Annotated in this window: 21 protein-coding genes, 2 tRNA genes and 1 pseudogene; 14 read left to right on the top strand and 10 right to left on the bottom strand. The window is 60.8% G+C overall.

Going from position 1 to position 25,328, the window contains the following annotated elements:
• Positions 1-44: 44 nt before the first annotated feature.
• The 5 genes from B9A97_RS06405 to B9A97_RS06375 all read right to left on the bottom strand — a co-directional run bounded on the left by B9A97_RS06405 (position 45) and on the right by B9A97_RS06375 (position 6,002).
• Positions 45-2,972: a valine--tRNA ligase gene (locus tag B9A97_RS06405; protein WP_084364210.1), complete on the bottom strand. Its 2,928-nt coding sequence runs from the start codon at positions 2,970-2,972 to the stop codon at positions 45-47.
• A gap of 395 nt (positions 2,973-3,367) precedes the next feature.
• Complete coding sequence (locus tag B9A97_RS06395) at positions 3,368-4,348, bottom strand: DUF2497 domain-containing protein (protein ID WP_084364209.1); 981 nt, start codon at positions 4,346-4,348, stop codon at positions 3,368-3,370.
• 260 nt (positions 4,349-4,608) lie between these two features.
• Positions 4,609-5,280 (bottom strand): protein-L-isoaspartate O-methyltransferase family protein, encoded by a 672-nt coding sequence (locus B9A97_RS06390; protein ID WP_084364447.1) that lies wholly within the window; start codon positions 5,278-5,280, stop codon positions 4,609-4,611.
• A 222-nt stretch (positions 5,281-5,502) separates the two neighbouring features.
• Positions 5,503-5,576 (bottom strand) — tRNA-Cys (locus tag B9A97_RS06380).
• A 144-nt stretch (positions 5,577-5,720) separates the two neighbouring features.
• The gene (locus B9A97_RS06375) at positions 5,721-6,002 is read right to left on the bottom strand and encodes a hypothetical protein (protein ID WP_084364207.1); all 282 of its coding nucleotides are present in this window, start codon (positions 6,000-6,002) and stop codon (positions 5,721-5,723) included.
• Positions 6,003-6,163: 161 nt separating this feature from the next.
• Here B9A97_RS06375 and B9A97_RS06370 point away from each other — a divergent pair.
• Positions 6,164-6,238 (top strand) — tRNA-Asn (locus B9A97_RS06370).
• A gap of 172 nt (positions 6,239-6,410) precedes the next feature.
• Here the strand turns inward: B9A97_RS06370 and otsB are convergent.
• On the bottom strand, positions 6,411-7,187 hold the full coding sequence (gene otsB, locus B9A97_RS06365) for a trehalose-phosphatase (RefSeq protein ID WP_244564147.1): 777 nt from the start codon (positions 7,185-7,187) through the stop codon (positions 6,411-6,413).
• A 168-nt stretch (positions 7,188-7,355) separates the two neighbouring features.
• On the opposite strand from otsB, the gene B9A97_RS06360 reads away from it, so the two are divergent.
• From B9A97_RS06360 to sseA, 7 genes are all read left to right on the top strand, one after another.
• Positions 7,356-8,444, top strand: coding sequence for an ROK family protein (locus tag B9A97_RS06360; RefSeq protein ID WP_084364205.1), 1,089 nt, complete (start codon positions 7,356-7,358; stop codon positions 8,442-8,444).
• An 86-nt stretch (positions 8,445-8,530) separates the two neighbouring features.
• Positions 8,531-9,979, top strand: a complete 1,449-nt coding sequence (locus B9A97_RS06355) for a cryptochrome/photolyase family protein (RefSeq protein WP_084364204.1) — start codon at positions 8,531-8,533, stop codon at positions 9,977-9,979.
• Positions 9,980-10,071: 92 nt separating this feature from the next.
• Positions 10,072-10,326, top strand: a complete 255-nt coding sequence (locus B9A97_RS06350) for a type II toxin-antitoxin system Phd/YefM family antitoxin (RefSeq protein WP_084364203.1) — start codon at positions 10,072-10,074, stop codon at positions 10,324-10,326.
• Entirely contained in the window at positions 10,319-10,765 is a 447-nt protein-coding gene (locus B9A97_RS06345) for a type II toxin-antitoxin system VapC family toxin (RefSeq protein ID WP_084364202.1), read from the top strand. Before B9A97_RS06350 ends, B9A97_RS06345 begins: the two co-directional genes overlap by 8 nt.
• A 211-nt stretch (positions 10,766-10,976) precedes the next feature.
• Positions 10,977-12,014, top strand: a complete 1,038-nt coding sequence (locus B9A97_RS06340) for a cysteine synthase A (protein ID WP_084364201.1) — start codon at positions 10,977-10,979, stop codon at positions 12,012-12,014.
• Between the two features lie 7 nt (positions 12,015-12,021).
• Entirely contained in the window at positions 12,022-12,759 is a 738-nt protein-coding gene (locus B9A97_RS06335) for an alanyl-tRNA editing protein (RefSeq protein ID WP_084364200.1), read from the top strand.
• Positions 12,760-12,780: 21 nt separating this feature from the next.
• Positions 12,781-14,208: a 3-mercaptopyruvate sulfurtransferase gene (gene sseA / locus B9A97_RS06330; protein WP_084364199.1), complete on the top strand. Its 1,428-nt coding sequence runs from the start codon at positions 12,781-12,783 to the stop codon at positions 14,206-14,208.
• Between the two features lie 102 nt (positions 14,209-14,310).
• Here the strand turns inward: sseA and B9A97_RS06325 are convergent, their stop codons facing one another.
• Positions 14,311-15,279 carry a DUF4344 domain-containing metallopeptidase gene (locus tag B9A97_RS06325; protein WP_084364198.1) on the bottom strand — a complete coding sequence of 323 codons (969 nt, stop codon included), beginning with the start codon at positions 15,277-15,279 and terminating at the stop codon, positions 14,311-14,313.
• Between the two features lie 212 nt (positions 15,280-15,491).
• Between B9A97_RS06325 and B9A97_RS06320 the strand changes: the two genes are divergently transcribed.
• Positions 15,492-15,974 carry a DUF1203 domain-containing protein gene (locus B9A97_RS06320; protein ID WP_084364197.1) on the top strand — a complete coding sequence of 161 codons (483 nt, stop codon included), beginning with the start codon at positions 15,492-15,494 and terminating at the stop codon, positions 15,972-15,974.
• A 146-nt stretch (positions 15,975-16,120) separates the two neighbouring features.
• Here the strand turns inward: B9A97_RS06320 and ald are convergent, their stop codons facing one another.
• Positions 16,121-17,239, bottom strand: coding sequence for an alanine dehydrogenase (gene ald / locus B9A97_RS06315; protein WP_084364196.1), 1,119 nt, complete (start codon positions 17,237-17,239; stop codon positions 16,121-16,123).
• A 155-nt stretch (positions 17,240-17,394) separates the two neighbouring features.
• On the opposite strand from ald, the gene B9A97_RS06310 reads away from it, so the two are divergent.
• From B9A97_RS06310 to B9A97_RS30335, 4 genes are all read left to right on the top strand, one after another.
• Positions 17,395-17,856 (top strand): Lrp/AsnC family transcriptional regulator, encoded by a 462-nt coding sequence (locus B9A97_RS06310; protein ID WP_143530364.1) that lies wholly within the window; start codon positions 17,395-17,397, stop codon positions 17,854-17,856.
• Positions 17,857-17,981: 125 nt separating this feature from the next.
• Positions 17,982-18,317, top strand: coding sequence for a PilZ domain-containing protein (locus B9A97_RS06305; RefSeq protein WP_084364195.1), 336 nt, complete (start codon positions 17,982-17,984; stop codon positions 18,315-18,317).
• A 122-nt stretch (positions 18,318-18,439) separates the two neighbouring features.
• Positions 18,440-20,428: a bifunctional 2',3'-cyclic-nucleotide 2'-phosphodiesterase/3'-nucleotidase gene (locus B9A97_RS06300; RefSeq protein ID WP_084364445.1), complete on the top strand. Its 1,989-nt coding sequence runs from the start codon at positions 18,440-18,442 to the stop codon at positions 20,426-20,428.
• 180 nt (positions 20,429-20,608) lie between these two features.
• A complete protein-coding gene (locus B9A97_RS30335) occupies positions 20,609-22,264 on the top strand; it encodes a methyl-accepting chemotaxis protein (RefSeq protein ID WP_280164074.1) in 1,656 nt (551 codons plus the stop codon).
• A gap of 70 nt (positions 22,265-22,334) precedes the next feature.
• On the opposite strand, the pseudogene B9A97_RS06290 reads toward B9A97_RS30335, so the two are convergent.
• A pseudogene (locus B9A97_RS06290) lies at positions 22,335-23,237 on the bottom strand (LysR family transcriptional regulator); the annotation flags it as partial.
• A 130-nt stretch (positions 23,238-23,367) separates the two neighbouring features.
• On the opposite strand from B9A97_RS06290, the gene B9A97_RS06285 reads away from it, so the two are divergent.
• Positions 23,368-23,985 carry an FMN-dependent NADH-azoreductase gene (locus B9A97_RS06285; RefSeq protein ID WP_084364192.1) on the top strand — a complete coding sequence of 206 codons (618 nt, stop codon included), beginning with the start codon at positions 23,368-23,370 and terminating at the stop codon, positions 23,983-23,985.
• A 67-nt stretch (positions 23,986-24,052) separates the two neighbouring features.
• Here B9A97_RS06285 and B9A97_RS06280 read toward each other — a convergent pair whose 3' ends face one another.
• Positions 24,053-25,306, bottom strand: a complete 1,254-nt coding sequence (locus tag B9A97_RS06280; RefSeq protein WP_084364191.1) for a GGDEF domain-containing protein — start codon at positions 25,304-25,306, stop codon at positions 24,053-24,055.
• Positions 25,307-25,328: the final 22 nt, after the last annotated feature.

Genomic DNA, 25,328 nt, shown 5'->3' with positions numbered 1-25,328 from the left:
ATTCCGGCCGATTGTGGCGGCCGGAATGGGGAATCGCGAAAAAATCAGTCGGCTTCGCTGACGTTCTGAAGCGCCTTGATCAAGGCTGCGCGCTGCACCAGCAGTTCCGCATGACGCTCACGCTCACTCGCGACCACCTCGGGATTGGCGTTGGCCACGAATTTCTCGTTGCCGAGCTTGGCCGAAATGCGATCCAGTTCCTGATCCGTCTTGGCGATCGCCTTCTGCAAACGGGCCTTTTCCGCCGAGAGATCGATCAGCTTGCCGAGCGGCAGGCAGGCCGTCGCCTCGCCGACCACGATCTGTGCCGCCCCCTTGGGCGCCGTGTCAGCCAGCGCGATGCTTTCGACGCGGGCCAGACGCATGATCGCTGCCTCGTGGCGTGCGAGCCGCTCACGTGTCAGGTCATTGGTCGCCACCATGACAAGAGGCGCGACGGCGCCCGGCGGTACGTTCATTTCTGACCGCGCGGAGCGAATGCCGGAGACGAGATCGATCAGCCAGTTGGTCTCGTTGGCGGCAACCTCATCGGCAAATTCCGGCGCCGGCCAGTCGGCATGGCACAGAAGCGAGCCGCGTTCTGTCCCTTCGCCTGCGGTATGCGCCCAGAGCTCTTCCGTCATATAGGGCATGAAGGGGTGCAACAGCTTGTAAGTCTGTTCCAGCACATAGGCGACGCAGGCCTGGGCTTCGGCCTTTGCCACGTCGTCCGTGCCACTGAAGACAGGCTTCAGCAGTTCCAGATACCAGTCGCAGACCTGGTTCCAGACGAAACGATAGAGCGAGCCGGCAGCTTCGTTGAACCGCTGGTTTTCAATCGCTTCGGTCACGTCCCGCTCTGTGCGGGCAAGTTCGGTCAGAATCCAGCGGTTCACCGTCAGGGTCGCGGCTTCCGGCAGGAAGTGCGGATCGCTCTCGGCCCCGTTCATCTCGGCAAAGCGCGTGGCGTTCCAGAGCTTGGTGGCGAAGTTGCGGTAGCCCGCAATGCGCGCCGGGTCGAGCTTCACATCGCGCCCTTGGGCCGCCATGATCGCCAGCGTGAAGCGCAGCGCATCCGCGCCATATTCATCGATCAGTTCGAGCGGATCGATGACGTTGCCCTTGGACTTCGACATCTTCTGCCCGTTCTTGTCACGAACAAGAGCGTGGACATAAACGGTGTGGAAGGGCTCGACCGGCTCGCCGGCCTCGTCCTTCATGAAGTGCAGGCCCATCATCATCATGCGGGCGACCCAGAAGAAGATGATGTCGAAACCGGTCACGAGCACGCTGGTCGGGTAATAGCGGTCTAGTTCCGGCGTCTTCTCGGGCCAGCCGAGGGTCGAGAACGGCCAGAGCGCGGACGAGAACCAGGTATCGAGCACGTCCTCGTCACGGGTCAGGATCTCGCCCGGGTGGAAGTTCTCAAGCTTTTCCTGGACCCAGGCCTTCCACGGGCCTTCATGGGCCAGATAGTGTTGGACAGCCGCGTCGAGCGCCTCTTCCTCGGTCTTTTCGACAAACACCTGGCCATCGGGACCATACCAGGCGGGAATCTGGTGACCCCACCACAGCTGGCGCGAAATGCACCAGGGCTCGATGTTCTCCATCCATTCGAAATAGGTCTTTTCCCAGTTCTTCGGGACGAAGTTCGTACGGCCTTCGCGCACCGAAGCAATCGCCGGCTCAGCCAGCGTCTTGGCATCGGCGAACCACTGGTCGGTCAGCATCGGCTCGATGACGACGCCGGAGCGGTCGCCGAAGGGCTGCATGATCTTCTTGTTCTCGACATAAGGGATGTCCGAACCGTCTACATCCTTGACGGTCACGGCCAGACCTTCGGCATTGATGGCCGCGATGATCTTTTCGCGCGCGGCCAGCCGGTCGAGGCCACGATATTCGTCCGGGACGAGGTTGATGTCGTCGACCTCGGCTTCGCCAGGCAGGGCTCCAGACTTGGCGATCTCCATGGCTCTTGCGGCACAGACAGCATAGGGCTCGCCGTCTTCACGCATCGCCGCCCGGGTATTCATCAGCCGATAGAGTGGAATGCGGTTGCGCTTGGCCACCTGGTAGTCGTTGAAATCGTGCGCACCGGTGATCTTGACCGCGCCGGAGCCGAACTCCGGATCAGGATATTCGTCCGTAATAATCGGGATGAGGCGCCGATGCTCCTTGGGGCCGACCGGAATCTCACAGAACTTGCCGACGATCGGCGCATAGCGCTCGTCGGAAGGATGAACCGCAACGGCTCCGTCGCCCAGCATGGTTTCAGGCCGGGTGGTGGCGATCGAGATATAGTTGCGCTCTTCCTGCAGCACGACGTTTCCGTCGGCGTCCTTCTCGACATAGGTATAGGTTTCCCCACCCGCGAGCGGATACTTGAAGTGCCACATGTGGCCGTCGACTTCACGATTTTCGACCTCAAGGTCGGAAATTGCCGTCTCGAATTTCGGGTCCCAATTGACCAGCCGCTTGCCGCGATAGATCAGCCCTTCCTTGTAAAGGGTGACGAACACTTCAAGCACGGCCTTCGACAGGCCTTCGTCCATGGTGAAGCGTTCGCGCGACCAGTCGCAGGAAGCGCCGAGGCGCTTCAACTGGTTGAAGATCAGGCCGCCGGATTCCGCCTTCCATTCCCAGACCTTGTCGACAAAGGCCTCGCGGCCCATGGCGCGGCGGCCCGGAAGCTGGCGTTCCATGAGCTGGCGCTCGACCACCATCTGGGTAGCGATGCCGGCATGGTCCATGCCCGGCTGCCACAGCACATCCTTGCCCCGCATGCGCTCGAAGCGGATCATGATATCCTGCAGCGTATTGTTGAGCGCATGGCCCATGTGCAGCGAGCCGGTCACGTTCGGCGGGGGGATCACGATGCAGAAGCTTTCGGCACCGGGCTTTGCATTCGCTCCAGCGCGGAAGGCGTCGGCATCATCCCATGCCCTAGCGATTTTCGGCTCTACGGTTGCGGCGTCATAGGTCTTTTCAAGCATTTTCCGACCAGATCTTCAGAGTTCTCGTAGCTGGGTTGTAAATAGGACTGGAAAAACCGAGTCAATAAAAAAGCCGCCCCGGCTGGAGCCTTTCAGGGCCAAATAGAAACCATTCTGCTGGCTCAAACGGAGTCGGATGATCGACCGAATGGCGCGTGTCGTAGCCAAGCTCTACGGCCAAGCCATTCGGTCGATCAGGCGGCCCGTTTCAGCCAGCCCGAAGGGCCGGGCATCTTTCTGCCAGGATCAGAGGCGATCGGCTCGGACGTACGCAAAGGTATGCCCATCGCCAATCGCCTCTGCCCTGACAAAAACCTGCTCCGGCAGAATGTTTCTATTTGGCCCTGAAAGGCTCTACCCGGCGCGGCTCGATTATCCGATCCGTTTGCGGCAGCCTAACGACGGGGGCCGCGGGCCACCCGTTCGATTTCTTCACGCACAAGACGCTCCACTAGCGTGGGCAAATTGTCGTCAAGCCATTCCTGCAGCATCGGGCGCAGCATTTCCTCGGCCATTTCGTCCAGCGAGCGGCGTTGCGTGCCATCGATCGCAGCAGCCAACTCATCGAAGGATCGCGCGATCTGCTCGCCTGCCGTCGCCGAAATAAGGCTGCGGGACTGATCTTCGAGTTCGGCAACGGGCGCTGCGACCTCCGGAGCGGGGGCGACCACGGCTTTCGCCATCGGCTCGCGCAATACGGCCGGCGCAATTTGCCGGGCAGCGCTGTCGAGTGCGGCCTGCAATTCGGCGCCCATGGCCTGGTAGTCCGAGGCCGGCTGGTAGCCCATCGGCTGTTGCGGCTGGGGAGCCGTCGGACGCGGCGGCATCTCCTGACGCGCAACCGGCTGCTCCGGCGCCACGTCGGGCGGATTGCGCAAATCCGCCATGCGGCTCGTCATCATGGGGTTCTCGACCTGCGTCGGCTGCGGCTGGATCGTCGGCCGCAGGCCCATGCCCTCGCCGCGATCGGCCGCTGCACGCACCCGTGCGGCGAGATCGGCCAGAGAAATGCTCTTAGGGGCCTGCCGCGCCTGCTCGCCGGCCGCAGGCTCGACCATCGCCGGCGCTGCCCGCGTCTCGGCAACCGGCATCGCCGGCCTCATTTCGGGGGCCGGAGCCGACATGCGCATCTCGGGCCGCATTTGCGGTGCAGCAGGAGCGGCGGACGGCGCCTTGTCATTGGCGGCTTCCAGCATCAGCGACAATTCGCGCGCATCCTCGACGCTCAACTCGTCCTCCGCGATGTTATCGTCGCCGGCATAGATCGGGGAGCGGCCGGCGTCCTTGCCGACGGGATCATTGCTTTCGATGATCCGTCGGATGGATGCCAGAATTTCTTCCATGGACGGTTCACGCGCTACACTGGACTGAGCCATGTTACTCCCCGCTATTTTTACAATTTCCGATCGACCTGCCGCCTCGACCGCACAACGATTCGAGCGAGTGTATGTGAAGTCATGGAAAAACGGAATCGACGCACGCCATCAATCCGCCGTGATGCACAGCTTTGTCGCGAGCGGCAAAGATCGCACTGTCGTAAGGTCGAAACACCACTGACGCGAACGGCCGCGCTTGTGACGCGGCCGACATATAGCTTTAGATGCCTGCTTGCCCCGCGAGGAGCTCACAAACTCGCTTAGAACACGAATTCGCGCGCCTTTGCAAAGCCCGGCAGTGGCTTGACCGCTGCATTGAAATGGCTGCTGCGCGAAATCGTGCCACGGGAATTCAGCAGCACCTCGGCGCGGGCGGCATTGCCGTAGCCGACCACCGCCACCAGACGCCCGCCCTCGCGCAACTGCTGCAAAAGCGCGTCCGGGACATGCTCCACGGAACCATTCACGAAGATCAGGTCATAGGGCGCCTCATCGGCATAGCCCTTTTCCAGCGGTCCGGTGACAACGGCCACATTGTCATGACCGAGGTCGGAGAGCGTCGCCTGCGCCTTTGCGGCCAGAGCTTCGTCGCATTCCACGGCAACGACCGAACCGGCAAGCTCAGACAGCAGTGCCGCGGCATAGCCGGCACCGCAACCGATCTCCAAGACGACATCGTCCTTGGTGATGGCGGCAAGCTGCAACAACTTGGCCAGCGGCGACGGCTCCATAATGTAGCGCGCCGGGCTAGACGCGGTGGCCGGCGCGACCAGCATGTCTTCATCTATATAGGCAAGCGCACGCATGCTCTGAGGCACAAAGGCCTCCCGCGGAACGGTCAGAAAGGCGTTCAGCACCGAATGCGACGTGACGTCGGTCGTCCGGATCTGGTTGTCGACCATCTTCGTGCGTGCTGCTGCAAAATCCATCATGTCCTGTCGCCCCAAATCAGCCGGATCTTGTTCGATCACCTGTGTCTTAATTGCAGGTAGCCATGCTTTCAAGCGTCCGATCGCAAGGACAGGCCGATTTCCCCGAAATCAGGCCTTCTACCACGGCACGCATCAGGTCATGCGCACTGAAGCCCTGATCGCGGACTACGTCGCCGTAGCCGCCCGGCATGCCGGCTATGTCAATGAAATGAATAGGAAAATTGGAGGCCTCGCCCGGAATCGAACCGGGGTGCAAGGATTTGCAGTCCTCTGCGTCACCACTCCGCCACGAGGCCGTCCGTTTGCTTAAAAGCGAGTGGTGACGGGCGTTTAGAACGGATCCATGACAAGCGCAAGAGCTATTTTGCAAATTCATCCAAAGCGGATCGCTGAATGATTGATGTCATGCCCTGCCGCCCCGGACACGCACGCATGCACCTCTATCGCCCTGCCCTAGTCGTCTGCGGCGAGCGCCGCTTCCACCAAACGGTGAAGCGACGACGGCGACGACGAACGACGGGAATGTCGTGCGACAGGACGACCAGGCCAAGCGGCACCATCCAGAAACCGAGAATGGGCAAAAAGCCGAGGCAGCCACCCAGCACGAGAACGGATCCGATCGCCAGACGTCCGGCGCGAGATCGTGGAATGGGAATCTCGAAACGACCCAGCACAAGTTTTCCACGGGCCGCGTCCACGCGGTATCGACGGGTATTTTCCATATTTTGCAGGGGGTCCGGTGCTGTTTTCGCTATCTTGCCACCGCCTAAAACATGGGACGACCCACAAAATAATACAAGGCGATGACGTTTTTTTTGAAAAACCGCTTGGCAAATCGAACGAGCATTTGTATTAGCCCACTCACACCGCGGCAAGCGGTTGATCCCTGGTAGCTCAGCGGTAGAGCATTCGACTGTTAATCGACAGGTCGCCGGTTCGAATCCGGCCCGGGGAGCCAGATTTTATAAGGCCTGCGCTGAAAAGCGCGGGCCTTTTTCTTTGGAATTTCAAAGCCTCCTGACTATCCCGACTGCAGAGAGCCAGCCATAGGCATGGCGTCGCCTTGCGAGGCTGCATACTGGCTGATTACATTTAGCCATACTGGCGCGCCTTTGCAGTGGTGGTTCCGTTCAATGATTACCGGCCACGATCGCTGCGATCGCCTCCCGCACGAAGACAGGCGATGGCGCACGACCGGCAGCGCAGCTCGGCGCGGCCAGATTTCCCACCCTGACGGCATGGCCACCGCGCGCATTGACGACCGAGAACATGGATTCGTCCGTGAGATCGTCGCCGAATGCTAGCGGCCGTCGATTGGCAAAGGCAGCCTGCTGCATGAAAAACTCCACAGCGTCGCCCTTGCTGGACCGCGCGGGCCGGATCTCAAACACCATTTTGCCGAGCTGAAGCGCCCATCCCGGTCCGGCCTCGCGAACATAATGTTGCATGCGCTCCGCCAGAACCTGCTGGTAGTCCGGCGCCAGTCGATAATGGGCCGCAACAGCCGCACCCTTGTCCTCGATCAACACGCCCGGCATCGATTCGGCTTCCCGGGCTATAGCCTGCTTCAGCGCTTCGAATTCCGGGGTGATGCTGGCGAGCGCAGTATTTCCATTACAGTCGCGGATTTCAGCGCCGTGCAAACCGGCAAGCGGGAAGCGATGCGGGGTAAAAAGCTGATCGGCATAGGCGAGCGCCCGGCCGGTAACCAGCGCCATGGCGCCCTGAAGCCTTTCGCGCAGGCGATCCAGGTCATCAGGCAAAGACGGCGGCACTATGATGGCGTCCGGGGTCAAGGCAAGTTCCAGGAGCGTGCCGTCTATATCCAGAAATACCGCCCAATGGGTGGGATCGTCTTTCAACTCCCGCAAAATGTCGCGAGTCACGCCGTCCAAAACGGATGACACGGGTTCTTCAGCGGATTCCAGGTCTCGTTCGGCTTGGGTCATAGAGGTGACTTAGGTCAGCCAAGCCGCAGGACAAGACCGGTTCCTTCGCCGGAACTTCTGACGAATCTTCACGTTGTGCACGTGGCGAAAAGACCGCCGCAAGGGCGTCTATCAGGAGGGGTGCGAATGACCAAGTCAGTGGCGAAGACACGGGATGCGGGCTCGCCGATTGCCCACGGGCTTGATGACCTGCCGGCCGTCACGGTGGACGACTACAATCTCGAACGTCGCGACAAGGACGGCTTCATCGGCGACAAGGCCAACAAGAGTGCTTTTGCCAAGAAAATCGACCTTTGGCGCAAAAGCATGGCGAAGGCCGGCGGCGATCCCCTTGGCGAAAAGCCGACCTCAGACTATTCAAAAAAGGATTTTGATGCCCTTCTGCGTGGTGAGGATGTCAGGGCGGCGGCTTTGGTCATGGGGGCTGTGGAAGATTTTGCGCAGGAGCTCGCAAAGGTTCTCACCCGCTATCTCGCCGATTCCGCCTGGAAGAACACGCAGCGAATCGCAGTCGGCGGCGGCTTCAAGGAAAGCTTCATCGGCGCACTCGCGATTGCCCGCGCCATGGCTCTCTTGAACATGGAGGGAATCAATGTCGAACTCAGCCCCATCAAGCACCATCCCGACGATGCCGGACTGATCGGAGCGGCGCATCTGATGCCGGCATGGATGCTGAAGGGGCACGAAGCCATTCTCGCCGTCGATATCGGTGGCACCAATATCCGGGCCGGCGTTGTCAAGCTGAAGATGGACGACAAGCCCGATCTGTCCAAGGCTAAGGTGTGGAAGTCAGAGATCTGGCGGCACGCGGATGAGGATCCGGCCCGCACCCATGCCGTTGCAGAACTGATCCGCATGCTCACCGACCTGATTGACAAGGCCGAGAAGGCGGGCCTTTCGCCCGCACCTGTCATCGGCCTCGCCTGTCCTGGCCTTATACGGTCCGACGGCTCGATCGAGCGCGGCGGGCAGAACCTTCCGGGCGGCAACTGGGAGAGCAAGCACTTCAATCTCCCCGCAGAGATCATGAAGGCCATACCGAGCATTGGCGGCCGCGAGACCTTCGTGATCATGCACAATGACGCGGTGGTGCAGGGCTTGTCGCAGGTGCCGTTCATGCAGGATGTGGCGCATTGGGGCGTGGTGACCATCGGCACGGGCCTCGGCAATGCACGCTTTTCGAACAAGCAGCCACCCAAGAAGGAGAAGGAGTGATCTCTTTCCCCGTGGGCGACTTGAGGTGATCCGGGGCTGGCGTGTGGGCGTAATGGGGGAACGATATTACGATCCAGGACCCCTGCATGCCGCATGACAGCGCCTCTCCCACCATCCTCTGGTTCCGCAAGGATCTACGTCTCCTCGACAATCTGGCGCTGGTCGCCGCCGTCAATCGCGGCGGCCCCGTCATTCCAGTCTATATCCGCGAGCCGGAAAAAGACGGCACCGGCCCGCTTGGGGCAGCGCAGGCGTGGTGGCTGCATCACTCGCTGACGGCCCTCGGCGGAGCGCTGTCTGAGCTCGGCAGCCGGCTTGTCCTGCGCAGCGGGTCGGCGAGCAGTGTTCTGGAGGATCTGATCGCGGAAACAGGCGCCGGGGCTGTCTACTGGAACCGGCGCTACGATCCGCCCGGCATGGCGATCGACCAAGAGATCAAGCGCGACCTCGCTGCCAAGGGCCTGGAGGTCAAAAGCTTTGCCGGGCAGATCCTGCATGAACCAAGCAAGCTGAAGACCGGTGCGGGCGGTCACTTCCGTGTCTACACGCCTTTCTGGAAAGCGCTGGACGGTTCAGGCGAGCCGCCGGAGCCCATCCCGGTGCCAACCTCCCTGCCCACCCCCAAACATTGGCCTAGTGGCGAGGCTCTGGATGTCTGGCATCTGATGCCAACCAAGCCAAATTGGGCCAAGGGATTTGAGGCCGAATGGCAGCCCGGCGAGGCCGGCGCCCAGAAGCGTCTTGCCGGTTTCGTCAAGTCGGGGCTCAAGGGTTATCGCACCCGGCGCGACTTTCCGGGCGAGGAACACGTCTCCAGACTATCCCCGCATCTGGCGCTCGGCGAAATCTCGCCGGCAACCGTTTGGCACGCGACGCGCGGACTGTCCGACGACTATTCCAGCGAGGACTACATCCACTTCCGCAAGGAACTGGTCTGGCGGGACTTTTCCTATCACCTTCTTTATCACGCCCCCGACCTCGCCACGAAAAACTGGAACGACAAGTTCGACGCGTTTCCCTGGCACCACCAGCACGGTCTGCTAGAGAAGTGGCAGAAGGGTCAGACCGGCTATCCGATCGTCGATGCCGGCATGCGCCAGCTCTGGCAGACCGGCTGGATGCACAATCGCGTGCGCATGATTGTCGCCTCCTTCCTGATCAAGGACCTCTTAATCGACTGGCGCGAAGGCGAGCGCTGGTTCCGCGATACGCTCGTCGATGCCGACCCCGCGTCCAATGCCGCAAGCTGGCAATGGGTCGCCGGCTCCGGCGCCGACGCCTCCCCTTTCTTCCGCATCTTCAATCCAATCACCCAGGGTGAAAAATTCGATCCGGAAGGTGCATATGTCCGCCGCTTCGTGCCGGAACTGAAGGATATGCCCGGCAAGTTCATCCACCGTCCCTTCGAGGCACCGCTCACGGTGCTGAAGGAAGCAGGCGTCAGCCTGGGCAAGACCTATCCTCAGCCGATCGTTGATCACGCCAAGGCGCGGGACATGGCGTTGGCGGCGTTCAAGGGATTGAAAGCGGAGTGACAAGGAGAAAACACAGTCCTCACTGCAGGCTCCTTGATCCACGCACTTCGCTTGGCTAAATTGACCATATATAGTCAATTTTGGAGCTCCGCATGCCGACCATGAGTGTTGCCGATGCCAAGGCGGGTTTCGCCAGCCTCGTGGATGAGGCAGCCAACGGCGAGTTCGTCACCATCACCCGTCATGGGAAGCCAGCGGCCATGTTGGTCAGCGTCGAAGCCGGGGAAGCGGCGAAACGGGCGATGACGAAGCGGAGGCCTGACTTCGGCGAGTTCCTGATGTCTTATCCCGGCCCGGCCGATCTCGAACGCGACCCTTCGCCGTTACGGGACGTCGAGCTTGAGTAGCGGCTTCCTTATCGACACCAACATCATCTCGCTCTTTTCGCCAGACCGGAAACACGCCCCATCAGAGGCAACAAGAACATGGTTTAGGGAGCAGGCGGAACTTCTCTATATCTCTGCCCTTACACTGGCGGAGGTCGAGAGGGGCCTGCGCAAGCTGCATCGTCGCGGCGCCGTCGACCGGGCACAGCGACTGCACGAATGGCTCGATTCCATCATCGAGAATTTCGGGGACCGCATCCTGCCCGTCGATCCCGTGGTTGCCCGGATTGCAGGCCTCCTCGATGAGGCCGCGACAGCGAGCGGTACTCATCCGGGCCTTGCCGATATTCTCGTCGCAGCGACAGCCAAGGCCTATGACCTCAAGGTGATCACCGCCAATATCAAGCATTTTGCGCCGCTCGGGATAGACTGTGATTTTCCCGAAGCGTTTCGTAGTTAAGCATTCTCCGAACGCATTTTCCCTCGCCCCGGCCCGGCATGAAATGCCATTCCTTGCCTTTCGGCGCCTTGAAGCCGAAAACACCGCTTCGATTCCGCGCTGGCCGCGGCCCGCATGATTTTTGTTCAGAGAGACGAAATCGCGTGGCTCACCGGTTTTCTTTCCCGCGCATTTGGTTCTAGTGTCCGCACAAGGCGAAAAGGCAGACATCATGGCATTCCACCCCTCCGTACTCGACGCAATCGGCAATACGCCATTGATCCGGCTGAAAGGCGCATCGCAGGCAACGGGCTGCACCATCTTGGGCAAGGCGGAATTCCTGAACCCCGGCCAGTCGGTCAAGGACCGCGCGGCGCTGTTCATCATTCGCGATGCAGAAAAGAAGGGCTTGCTGCGGCCGGGCGGCGTGATCGTCGAGGGCACGGCCGGCAATACCGGCATCGGCCTGACGCTAGTCGCCAAGGCGCTGGGCTATCGCACCGTGATCGTCATTCCGGAAACCCAGAGCCAGGAAAAAAAGGATGCCCTGAGGCTGCTGGGCGCGGAGCTGGTCGAAGTACCGGCCGTTCCCTACAAGAACCCCAACAATTACGTGAAGCTCTCGGGACGACTTGCCGCGCAGCTGGCGAAGACCGAGCCGAATGGCGCGATCTGGGCCAACCAGTTCGACAACACTGTCAATCGGGACGCCCATATCGCCACGACCGCCCGCGAAATCTACAAGCAGACCGCAGGCGAAGTGGATGGCTTCATCTGCGCCGTCGGATCGGGCGGCACGCTGGCCGGCACCGGCATTGGTCTGCGCAACCTGAAGCCTGGGGTCAAGATCGGCATTGCCGACCCCGAGGGTGCAGCGCTTTACGAATATTACAAGAACGGCGAGCTCAAGTCCTCGGGCTCTTCGATCACGGAAGGCATCGGCCAAGGCCGCATTACTGCCAATCTCGAAGGCTTTACCCCTGACTTCGCCTATCAGATCCCGGATTCCGAGGCGCTCGACATCGTCTTCGACCTCGTTGAAAACGAGGGTCTGTGCCTCGGCGGCTCCTCAGGCATCAATATCGCAGGCGCAATCCGCCTTGCACGCGATCTCGGTCCGGGCCATACCATCGTGACCATCCTGTGCGACTACGGCAACCGCTACCAGTCCAAGCTCTTCAATCCGGATTTCCTGCGGTCCAAGAACCTGCCGGTTCCGACCTGGATGGAGGCAGCGACCGAATATGCAGTCCCCTTCGAACCGATTTGAGTGACGCATGCCCACCACCGCCCTCTACCGTGACGATTTCTATCTTTCGACCCTGGAGGCGGTGGTAACGGCGGTGCATGAGGACGGTGCGATCGAATTCGACCGTACGTGTTTCTATGCCACCTCTGGCGGGCAGCCCGGCGATACGGGATTTCTGGAGCGCCAAGACGGGCAAAAAATAGCGCTCGCCCAGACGCGACACGGGGATAGCAAGGATATCATCCTGCATGTTCCGGCCGAGGGCGAGGCGCGACCGCAAGTCGGCGAGACCCTTGTACAGCATGTGGACTGGGACCGCCGCTACCGGCTGATGCGCATGCACACCGCCTGCCATCTTCTCTCCGTCGTCTGCCCCTATCCGATCACCGGTGCTGCCGTCGGCGAAGAGGAAAGCCGGGTCGACTTCGACATGTCGGAGACGATCGACAAGGATCAGGTGACCGCGGACCTGATGCGGCTCGTCGCGGAAAACCATCCGGTCTATGTGCAATGGATCACGGATGAAGAACTGATTGCCAATCCCGGCATCGTCAAATCCAAGAATGTCCGGCCGCCTGTAGGTCTGGGAAGGGTCAGCCTGGTCTGCATCGGCGAAAATTCATCCGTTGACAGCCAGCCCTGCGGCGGCACACATGTTTCCGAAACCCAGGAGGTCGGCGCGATTCATATCGCCAAGATCGAGAAAAAGGGCAAGGAGAACCGCCGGTTCCGCATTCGCTTCGGAGCAGCCGGCGACCTTGCCTGACAATAGGCAAGGGAGTGCATCATGACCGCGGAAAAAAGCCGTTTCGTCGTATCCGCAGACTGGGTTGAAAAACAGCTTGGCGCGCCGGAGTTCCGCATTGTCGATGCCTCCTGGTATCTGCCCGCGCAAAACAGGAATGGTGCGGCCGAATATGCCGCCGGTCACATCCCCGGCGCGGTCTTCTTCGATCAGGACGCGATCGCCGATGTCGATAGCGGCCTGCCGCACACCCTGCCCTCGCCGGAGTTCTTCGCGCAGGAGATCGGCAAGCTCGGCATCGCCGCGACCGACACCATTGTCGTCTATGATGGCCCCGGCATGTTTTCCGCCCCCCGTGTGTGGTGGATGCTGCGGGTGATGGGCGCCGAGCGCGTCTATGTGCTGGATGGCGGGCTCGATGGCTGGAAGGCCGAGGGACGGCCGCTGCAGACCGACCTGCCGGAACCCGCACCGGCCGTTTTCCATATCAATTTCAATGCCAAGCGCGTCGTCTCGTTCGATGCGATGCGGCAGATCGTCGATGACGGGACGCGCCAGGTGGCCGATGCCCGGCCCGGCCCGCGTTTCACCGGTGAGCAGGCGGAGCCCCGGGCCGGCATGCGCTCCGGCCACATGCCGGGCGCCCGCAGCGTGCCCGCCGTTTCCCTATCGGAAAACGGAAAGCTCAAGGATCTTGCGTCATTGCGGGCAATCCTGGCCGATGCCGGCATCGATCTGAAGAAACCGGTTGTGACGAGCTGTGGCTCAGGCGTCACGGCGGCTGTCATCACGCTCGCGCTGGAATCCCTGGGGCATACCGACAACGCCCTTTATGACGGCTCCTGGTCCGAATGGGGCGGCAAGGCTGAAACGCCTGTTGTTACCGGCCCTGCCGAGCCGGTTGCGGTAGGCCCCCATGGGCCGCTGACGGCCCATGTCACCCGCCTTGAAATGACGGCACCGCCGAAGATCAGCCTGCCGGTACCGGTCAATATCCAGACGGCGATCATGCGGGCCGTCGAAATCCCCTTGCCTTTCTATCGCTACCTGCAGCGTGAGGTTGGTGCCCGCTGGCACTGGACCAAGCGGCTGAGGATGAGCGACGAGGAACTGCGCAAGGTAATCCACGACCCCAAGGTCTGCATCTGTGTACTCTACGTCAACGGCGCACCGGCGGGCTTCTTCGAATATTCGGTCGAGAGCCCTGATTTTACCGAGCTTTCCTATTTCGGCCTGATGGAGCATGCGCTGGGCCTGGGGCTCGGCAAGTGGTTCCTGCTGCAGGCGCTCTATGCCGTCTGGCACTCCAATCCCAAGCGCGTCTCCGTCATGACCAACAGCCTCGACCATCCGCGGGCGCTTCAGCTGTACCAGCGTTTCGGCTTCTCGCCGGTAGAGACATGGAACGCCATGGTCGAGCCGCTCACGGACAGCGAGATGCTGACGATCCTTTCAAACGGCGGGCGCTGAGTGCCTCCCGCAACTGTTCCCCAGTTTAGGAACAAACGCATCACCAGAGACGAGCGCAGAAGCACGGCCGCCGATCGATAAGATGGCGACCGGTTTCACAGCTCACCCATCGGGATTGTTGATGTGCCACTGGGTGTCGAGCGCGATGTAGTATTGCGCCAGTTCATAACAGAAGGTCACCTGCCGTTCGCCGGGATACCAATAGGCATTGGGTTCGCCGCAGGATTTGCCGACAAACTTGATGCCCGGCTTTAGCTGATAAAGATCACCGAACATCTCGGCGGCGTGTTCCAACAGCTTGGATTCCTTGATCAGATCAGCTGCCGGCTTCTGATCCGCGGTTGACGGTTTCTCGTAAACAACCTCGATCTTGGACTTCTTGCCTTCGGGATTGAGATGCGGCTTCAGGAGCGTATACCAACTGTTGCGGGCCTGCTCGTATTCGGAGACGCATTCCTCCCGCCGATCCTGAGGATATTCGATCGAATCGGCGAATTCCTTGAAGCCTTCGGCGTCATGGCCCACCATCATGCAGACGATTTGGTAGGCGCGCTGGTCATCGATGCCGTGGCTGTCCCAGAAGGCATATTCATCGTCCTCGGCCATCTGTTCGCCTGACAGGAACCAGCCATCAGCCGAATCTGTGATCGCCTGGTCCAGCGTCTCGTCACGGCCTTCCAAAAGCAGGATGGCCGAGAGGGTATCGACCGCATCTTCCTCCCGCCCCAGGACCGGAAGACCCAGTTCCGAGATCAGCATATGGCCGGCCTCGTGGAACATGATGAAGGTGGAGTTGCCGATCACGAACTGGACCACCTCTTCCTTTTGCTCGTCGTTGAGTTCGCTGGGCATGTTTTCAGCCGAGACATTGCTGGAATCGTCTCCGGGCGCCTCCTTGGTCTGCTCCTTTTCCTGCTCCTCCGTGTCGGACCCCGGACCGCCTCCCGGCGAGCCCGGCATGAAGACAGAGCCCTGGCGCGGCCCGCCCTTATCGAAGTGCTGGGCTTGGCCCGACGCGGTAAAGAACGTCGCCGCCATCAAGACGGCAAAAAGCAGTCGCCTATTCGACATATGGTTCCCCGAAGTCCCTGTGTCCCCAAACTCACGGGAGGGTGCACCTGCCCGTACCCCGTGACGTGATCGCAAGCTTAGCCCGGCAACGCTAAAAATAATGGAAATAGGCTGCGATACACGCGCCTCTATCTAGCACGGATCGGGCTGCAGGAATCGGGTGGCTTGCGCCGGATTGCTGATCAAAACTGGGTGAAACCAGGAGAACGTCAATGACTTCAAGCCCCGCCATCACCTTCATCGCCATGCCATCCGATATCGCAGCCGCCTATCGCAACGGTGCGGCCGATGCCTATGGCATGCCGCCGGAACAGCAGATCTCGCCCGGCGGCGGCATGCCCTGTCGGCATTGCCTTGGGATGATCGACGCGGGCGCTCCCTATCTCATTCTGGCCTACCGTCCCTTCCCCGCCCTTCAGCCTTATGCTGAGACCGGGCCGATCTTCCTTCATGCAGAGCCTTGCGAACAACATGCGGGAGGAGCGGCGCTTCCGGAAATCCTGTCGAGCCCCGATTACATTGTGCGCGGATATGGAGCGGACGACCGGATCGTCTACGGCACCGGGGCGGTAACCGCGACGGAAGATATCGCGGCCCGCGCTGCGACCCTTCTTGAGCGGGAGGATGTCGCCTATGTCCATGTGCGATCGGCCCGGAACAACTGCTATCAGCTGCGGATCGACGCGATATCCTGACGAGAAAAAAACCGCTTGACCTCAACTTAGCTTGAGGTTGCACGATGCCACCATGCTCATGACAGGCAAGGGCGTCCAAGCGGTAGGGTGGCGCCCCTTGCGGGGATCCCGGCTTATGGCCGGGATCTCCCATGATCGTGTCGGTCTCAGGCGACGTTCAGCACGGCTTCCGGAGCGGAAACCTCGTAGCCCAGGGCTTCAGCCACCGGCTTGTTGGTGACGCGGCCCTTGTGGATGTTCAGGCCGTTGCGCAGGTGACGGTCTTCGGCAATGGCGCGCAGGCCGCGATCGGCAAGCGCCAGGCCATGCACGAGGGTGGCATTGTTCAGCGCGTGAGCCGAGGTGATCGGCACGGCGCCCGGCATGTTGGCGACGCAATAATGCACGATGCCGTCGACCTCATAGGTCGGCTCGGAATGCGTCGTGGCATGGGACGTCTCGAAGCAGCCGCCCTGATCGATGGCGACGTCTACGATGACAGCGCCCTTCTTCATGCCCGACAGCATTTCGCGGGTGACGAGCTTGGGTGCCGCAGCACCGGGGATCAGCACCGCACCAATGACGAGATCGGCGGCAAAGACTTCCTGTTCCAACGCATCAATGGTCGAATACAGCGTGCGCACGCGACCGGCGAAGATATCGTCCAGTTGGCGCAGGCGCGGCAGCGAGCGATCGATGATCGTGACCTCGGCGCCCAGGCCTGCCGCCATCTTGGCCGCATGCAGACCGACGACGCCGCCGCCGATGACGGCAACCTTGGCCGGCAGCACGCCGGGCACGCCGCCGAGCAGGATGCCGCGGCCGCCATTGGCCTTCTGCAGCGCGGTCGCGCCGGCCTGGATGGCCAGGCGTCCGGCGACTTCGGACATCGGCGCCAGCAGCGGCAGGCCGCCGCGCTCATCGGTCACCGTCTCGTAAGCCACGGCGGTGACGCCTGACGCGAGAAGGCCCTTGGTCTGTTCCGGATCGGGCGCGAGATGAAGATAGGTATAGAGGATCTGGCCGTCGCGCAGTTGCGCCCATTCGGAGGGCTGCGGCTCCTTGACCTTGACGATCATGTCGGACTTTTCGAAAACGTCCTTGGCCGTGGCGGCGATCTTCGCACCGGCGGTGCGATAGGCATTGTCGTCGGCGCCGATGCCGGCGCCAGCCCCGGTCTCAACCAGGACATCATGGCCATGGGCGACATATTCGCGCACGGCGGCGGGCGTCAGGCCCACCCGGTATTCATGATTTTTGATTTCCTTCGGGCAACCGACACGCATACAGCGTTCCTCTCATTTTATGGCTTTTTGGCCGTTTCCTTGAAGGCTCAAATGGAACCAGAAAATCCGGTGAATGTCCTTGCGAATTGGGTTTGCAGATCCTTCGCTTTTCGAACATTATTGCGTCCATGAACAAATTTTCGAAGGAATCACCAATCCACCAGCCAGACGCCATTGATCTTGCGATCATGCGCACCTTGCAGCAGGAGGGCCGAATCTCAAATGCTGTGCTGGCCGAGCGTGTCGGCCTCTCCGCATCGGCCTGCTCGCGACGCCTCGACATCCTGGAGCGATCGGGCACCATCAGCGGCTATCACGCCCGCCTGTCGCACAAGGCGCTGGACTACAAGATGATGGTGATCGTCCACATCTCGCTATCAGGCCAGTTCGCGAAGACGCTGACCGAGTTCGAGGCCGCGGTGAAGCGCTGTCCCAACGTGCTGGTCTGCTACCTGATGTCAGGGGAATACGACTATATCTTGAGGGTTGCGGCAAAGGACCTGGAGGATTACGAGCGGATCCATCGGGACTGGCTCTCGGCACTGCCGCATGTGGTGAAGATCAATTCCAGCTTCGCGCTGCGGGAAATCATCGACCGGCCGAATGTCGGGCTTTAGCCGCCTCTGCTCTCTTCCCCTGGCGGGAGAGCGAAATGAAACAAGTTGAACGATCGGATTCAACGGGAAACAAGCTTTTGCCGATAGTGTTCGCATCTGATTTGCAACGTCAGATGGGAGGACCCATGCAGCCCAGGTTCAAGATGGAAAGCCGCGGTTCCAGCCGCAGCCATTGCCGAATCGATTCCAAGGTCAAGTATTTCGACCAGCAGGCCGATGCGCGGGTCATGAATGTCTCACGCACCGGCATTGCGCTTGAATTGTTCGGGCGCCTGCATGCCGCGGCGGGCAGCAAGATCACGGTCGAGAATGACGACATGGGCCTGATCGAGGGCGTCGTGCGCTGGTGCCGCAGCGGCCGGCTTGGCATTCATATCCGCCAGAATTCCAACAGCCATGCGCAGGTGGTCTCGTATTTCCGGCATTTTCACAAGGATGTCAGGCCCTTCGGCAGACGCTGACGGACGCACCCCAAAGTAGTCCCTGCGACAGCCATCATCATATGGCTGTCATTTTTTCGATGCACTCCTTGGTGAACGGCATTAGATTGCCGGGCGGCGGCCGTTTCGCGAAGGAGGATTTCATGACGTCTCTCATCGATCTGCACCCCATTACACGCCGATCCCTGCTCGGCGGTTTCGCCGCCACGACGGCGCTGATCATGCTGCACCCGTTCTCGGCGCGCGCCCAGGCTAACCAGGCGCATCTGCGGCTCATGGAGACGACCGACATCCACGTCAACGTGATGCCCTACGACTATTATGCGGACAAGCCGAACGACACAATGGGCCTTGCCCGCACCGCCTCGATCATCGATGGCATCAGGGCGGAAGCCACCAATTCGATGCTGGTTGACAATGGCGACATGCTGCAGGGCAATCCCATGGGCGACTACATGGCCTACAAGAAGGGCATGAAGGCAGGCGACCTGCATCCGATGGTCAAGGCCATGAACGTGCTCGGTTATGATTGCGGCACGCTGGGCAACCACGAGTTCAACTACGGCCTGGATTTCATGTTCAACACGCTGGGCGGTGCAAGCTTCCCCATCGTCTGCGCCAACCTCACCAAGGGTCAGTTGGCAGAGGATCCGCGACGCGACGACCTGTTCTTCAAGCCCTATGTCATCGTTGAAAAGAAGATCAAGGACGGGTCCGGCGCCGAAAGCCCCATCAAGGTCGGTTTCATCGGCTTCGTTCCGCCGCAGATCATGGTCTGGGACGCCAAGAACCTTGAAGGCAAGGCGCAGACCCGCGACATCGTCCAAGCAGCCCGGGCCTGGGTGCCGGTCATGAAGGAGGCCGGCGCTGACATCATCATCGCGCTCTCCCATTCCGGCATCGATGGCCATGGCGAGACGGAGCGCATGGAAAATGCCTCGCTCTATCTTGCCGGCGTGGATGGAATCGACGCGGTCTTCACCGGCCACCAGCATCTGGTCTTCCCCGGACCGAAGACCTGGGACGACGTCCCCGGCGCCGATCCGGTCAAGGGCACGCTGCTCGGCAAGCCCGCCGTCATGGCCGGTTTCTGGGGCTCGCATCTCGGCCTGATCGACCTCCTGATCGAGAAGGACGGCAATAGCTGGAAGATCGTTGACTTCACCTGCGAGGCGCGCCCGATCTATCACCGGGATGACAATCGCAAGATCGTCGCCGACGTCAAAGACAAGCCCGAAGTGGTCGCCTCGGTGGCGGAGGAGCACCAGGCGACGCTCGACTATGTCCGCACCCCCGTGGGCAAGACGTCGACGCCGCTCTATTCCTATTTCGCCCTCGTCGCCGACGATCCCTCGGTGCAGATCGTCTCGATCGCACAGACCTGGTATGTCAAGGACCTGCTGAAGGAAGGCGAATACAAGGACCTGCCCGTCCTGTCAGCCGCAGCGCCGTTCAAGGCCGGCGGACGCGGCGGCTCTGATTACTATACGGATGTTCCGGCCGGTGATATCGCCATCAAGAACGTCGCGGACCTCTATCTCTATCCCAACACCGTGCAGGCCGTGCTGATCACGGGCGAGCAGGTCAAGAACTGGTTGGAGCGCTCCGCCGGCATGTTCCTGCAGGTGACGCCCGGTGCTCAGGACGCGCCGCTGCTGAACCCGGATTTCCCATCCTATAACTACGATGTTATCGACGGCGTGACCTACCAGATCGACCTGTCGCAGCCGGCCCGTTATGACAAGGATGGCGTTGTCGTGCATCCGGAATCCAATCGCATCGTCAACCTGCAATTCAACGGTAAACCCATTGATCCCGCACAGAAATTCGTCGTCGCGACCAATAACTACCGCGCCGGCGGCGGCGGAAAGTTCCCGGAGATCGCGGCCGACAAGGTGATCCTTGTCGCACCCGATACGAACCGGGATGTCATCGTGCGCTACATCGTCGAGCAGGGCACGATCAATCCGTCGGCGGACGGCAACTGGTCTTTCGCGCCGATGAGCGGCACCACAGCGCTCTTCGAAACCGGCCCCAGGGCGCGGCAACTGCTCGCCGATGTCAAGGGCGCCACGATCGAAGACGCTGGCGATGGTGCGGAGGGTTTCGCGCGATTCAGGCTGAAATTATAGAGGAGCCGTTTTCCAGCCACGCTGACACTTGGTTGCAAATACAATAAGTTCGCCAAAATGGCGTATTTGGAACGCCTGTTTTAGCGATTATTTACCCTGAGCAGATACCTCTTAACTATTGTCAAGAGGAACGCCCTAATGCTCAGTGGATTGTTGTCAAGTGCCGGATGCCGCGAAAACATGGCGGCGATCTCAAGTTGCCAAGCCCTGGTCTGGTTCAAGCCGGATGGCACCGTGATGAAGGCCAACGACAACTTCTGCAAGGCCATGGGCTATGAGTTGAACGAGATCGTGGGCAAGCATCATCGCATCTTCTGCGAAGATGCCATCCGCAATTCGCCAGACTACAAGAAGTTCTGGGATAGCCTGGCGAATGGCGAAGTGCATAACGGCCACTTCCGCCGTCAGACGAAAGCCGGAAACGACATCTGGCTGGGCGCCACCTACAACCCGATCAAGCGAAACGGGAAGGTGGTTGCTGTGATGAAGATCGCAGTCAATATCACGCCCATCAAGATCTCGGCGCTCAACGACGAGAACAGGCTGCGCGCCATCGACAAGTCCCAGGCGATCATCGAGTTCGAGCCAGACGGGAAGATATCCCACGTTAACGAGAACTTTCTGACCGCCATGGGATATTCAAACTCCGAGGTCATCGGTCAATATCACCGCATGTTTTGCGAAAAGGCCTATGCGGATTCGGCCGATTACGTGAAATTCTGGGAGCGCCTGCGATCCGGCGAATATATCGCGGACAATTTCGTCCGGATCGGCAAGGGCGGCAAGCTGGTCTGGATCCAGGCGGCCTATACGCCAGTTTTCAATACGCGCGGCCAGGTCTACAAGGTCATCAAGGTCGCGACCGATATCACGCCACGGATGGTGGCGGTCGAAACGATCGGCAAGGCCATCGCCCTGCTGGCGAAAGGTGATCTGACGGTCGCCATCGACTCACCGCTCGACGTCGCCCTCGAGCAAACCCGCCAGGATTTCAACCTCGCGGCACGGGCGCTGGAGAGCGCGATCCTGGCCATCCGCGCATCGGCCGAAGCGCTGTCGGCCAATGCCAATGTCATCAACGATGTCTCTAGCGACATCGCCAAAAATGCGGAGAAGCAGGCAGCCTCGGTAGAGGAAACGGCGTCGGCACTTGAGGAGATGACGACGACGGTGAAAGATTCAAGCCGGCGCGCGGAAGAGGCGGGGCAGTTGGTCGCGACGACGCGAGCAAGTGCGGAGAATTCCGGCAGCATTGTCGAAGAAGCCACCGCAGCCATGGAGAAGATCGCGAAGTCCTCAGGCGAGATTTCCAACATTATCGGCGTGATCGACGAGATCGCGTTCCAGACCAACCTTTTGGCGCTGAATGCCGGGGTCGAGGCGGCGCGCGCAGGCGACGCCGGCAAGGGTTTTGCGGTCGTGGCACAGGAAGTGCGCGAACTCGCGCAGCGTTCGGCAAACGCTGCAAAGGAAATCAAGGGCCTGATCTCGACCGCCAATGATGCCGTCCGGCTCGGTGTCTCGCTGGTCAACAAGACGGGCGTCGCGTTGAACGACATCGTTCAGCAGGTCCAGTCCGTCGACACCAATGTCGATGCGATTGCAACCTCGGCACGGGAGCAGGCGCTCGGCATCGGCGAGATCAACCAAGCCATCAACGCCCTGGACCAGGGCACCCAGAAGAATGCGGCAACCGTCGAAGAGGCCAATGCCGCATCGCAGAGCCTAGCGCAGGAGGCTCAGAATCTCTACGCGCTGGTCAACCAGTTCAAGGTCGGAAATCAGCAGGATCTGGCTGGTTCACCCCGGCGATTGCGCGCGGTTGCTGGTCGGTAAAAAGGGAATCGAATGAGTCGGTTACCGCCTTCTTCTTGAGCAGTTCCTGAAACCCCTCCTGCGGATAGTCTGAGGGGCAATTGGACAGGCGGGCACGGAAGGCGTCGACCAGCCAGTTGCCGGCCGGACCCGGGGGATTGGCGCGGCGGCGGATCGCATAGAGCGAATACGAACTGTTCTCGTAGGCCTCGAGATCCAGTTTCACAAGCCGCCCGGAGACCAGATCCTCATCCACGGTTGAGGCGGGCAGGCCACCCCAGCCCAGGCCACCGCGAATGAGGTGGTGCTTGGTCGGAATGTCGCTCACCCTCCAGGTGTGGTAAGACAGGACATTGAAGTCGCGGCCGGCCGTCAGTTCGGTGGCATCCGTCACCACAAGCTGCACCTCTTCACGCACATCGGCCAGGGTCAGCGGACGACCGATCTGGGCCAGTGGGTGATCGGCGGCGGCCACCGGCAGCATGAAATTGTGCCCGATGCGCTCGATGATGAGTGAATCGTCCTGGCGCACCAGAGCGCCGCCGATTCCCAGAGATGAGCGGCCGAGCATCACCAGTTCCATGACCTTGCCGAGCTCGCCGACATCCAGTCGCAGCGAGACACTCGGAAACATCTCGCGAAACTCCTTCAGCACCGCCACCATGGCCATGGTCGGGACCATGACGCTGATGGCGACGGAAACCTCCGCCTCAAGGCCCTGTTGCATGCCCGCCGCGCGCGCCCGCAGCACCTGCAGGTCACCGACAATGCGACGTGCATCCGTCAGGATCGCCTTGCCTGCGTCCGTCAGGACCGGCTGGCGAGAACCGCTGCGGTCGAACAATGATACCTGCAATTGCTCCTCGAGATTGCCGATCGTGTAGCTGATCACAGACTGGGCGCGGTTCATGATGCGGGCAGCAGCAGAAAAGCTGCCAGCATCGGCAACGGTGAGGAAAACCTGCAACTGGTCAAGTGTCGGATTCGGCAGCATGTCCATCCATCCAGAAATTCGATGATATCGATCCATATTATCACAGTTTTCTCGATGGGAAAGCGGACCTATCTAGGACTTCAGAAACGAAGCCGTTTCACTCTATTCCAGATGCAAGAAAGGTCCTCCCATGTCCTCCATCCTCCTCGTTACCTCCAGCCCGCGCGGCGCAGAATCCCTCTCCAGCAAGGTCGCCATTGACCTGGCCAACAGCCTCTCAGCCAAGAACAACGGCGCGTCCGTCGTCCATCGCGATCTCGGCGCCAATCCGATCCCGCATCTCGATACCGTTGCGACCTCGGCCATCCGCAAGCCGGCCGATGCCCGCACCGCCGAAGAAGCCGCAGCCGCCGACTATTCCGATACGCTGGTACGCGAACTGCTCGCCGCCGATGCGCTTGTCATTGCGACCGGCCTGATCAACTTCGGCGTCTATTCCACACTGAAGTCGTGGATCGACAACGTCGCCCGCGCCGGCCAGACCTTCACCTACACCGCCGAAGGTCCGAAGGGCCTCGTGACCGGCAAGAAGGTCTATATCGTCATGTCTTCGGGTGGCGTTTACTCGGAAGGCCCGGCAGCGGCCATGGACCACGCCGTTCCCTATCTGAAGACCGTGCTCGGCTTCATGGGCATGAAGGACGTGGAAGTGATCTATGTGGAAGGCCTGGCCTTCGGTCCTGAAGCCGCAGAGAAGTCGATTGCCGCCGCTTCTGCCAAGGTCATCGAACTGGCCCGCGCAGCCTAACGCCGAAAGACGATGCCGGGGTCGACTTTGGGTCCCCCGGTGATCGGCCTGAGACCGCGGGGGCGGTTCAATCGCCCTCGCCTACCACCCGGTTACGACCACCGCGCTTGGCCTTGTAAAGGCGCTCATCCGCCACAGCGAGCAACGCGTTGAAGCTAACCCCGTCGCCCGGTGCCGTCGCCACGCCAAGACTAATGGTCATTGCCTCTCCCGCCAGGTTCTTCACGCCATCGCTGATCGCCAGCCGCAGACGTCCCGCGATCAGCAGCGCATCGGGATGCGGGGTCTCTGGAAGCAGCACGACGAATTCCTCGCCTCCATATCGGAACACGTGGTCGTTTTCCCGCAGAGTCTCCTGCATGGCCTTTGCGACGTCTTTCAGCACCTCGTCTCCATGCTGGTGGCCGAATCGGTCATTCACCGCCTTGAAGTGGTCCACGTCCACGATCACCAGGCTCGCCTGGCGGTCCGACCGCAACCCCTCGCGGATCAGGCGCGGTGCCTCGATCTCCAGCCGGCTCCGATCATAGACACCCGTCAGCGTATCGCGCCCCGTGCGCGACAGCAGGTCCTCATACCGCTCCCGGAATGTCAGGTCGGAGAAGATGTCGCGGATCGGCCGCCTAGACAGTACGGCACCGTGATCCTTGAAGATCCGCTGATAGAGCGCAAACAGCAGCGAGTAGATGACCGCCGCCAGCATCTTGGCCTGCCAGCCGCCCCAGAAGACCGATAGCGGCGCATCATAGAGATAGTGCAGCAGGGCATAAAAGCCGAGTTGGTCGAAGGACAGGACAAGCACGCCGCTGATCGCAAAGCGCAGCACCATGAAGCGCGGCATGATCCGGCCCAGGCGCTCGTATAGAAGGATGATGCCGAGCGAATCGACGTAGAGCAGCGCCGTTCCCCACACCATCAGCATGCCCATCTGGTTGAGGAAGCTCAGATCGACTTGCTGGGCATTTCCGAGGTCGGCGGTCTGGTGCAGCAGCAGCAGTTGAGCGACCGCGACAGTTACCAGGTTGCCGAGAAACAGCCCATAGATCGGCTGGCGAACGGTTGACGCGTCTTCCTTGATGTAGAGCATCAGGATCATCATCAGCTTGCCGGCAAAGAACACCGATGATCCGGGCGAGACGACGCCAAACGGCAGGGGCACGTAGAAGACGGCGGCCAAATAGGTTTCGACGAAATGCATGACGCCGAGCGCTGTCAGGAATACCCCGAGACCGATGCGGTGGCGAAAATGCAGGAGCGCCGTCATCAGGGTGAAATAAAGCACCGCCTCAGCAAGGAAGAGCGCCAGATTCAGATTTTGCATTCGGATCTCGCCATTGGGGTGG

The sequence above is a fragment of the Rhizobium sp. RU36D genome (assembly GCF_900176345.1).
In the GTDB taxonomy this organism is placed as follows: Bacteria; Pseudomonadota; Alphaproteobacteria; order Rhizobiales; family Rhizobiaceae; genus Allorhizobium.
This window is presented reverse-complemented; position numbering and strand designations above follow the sequence as displayed.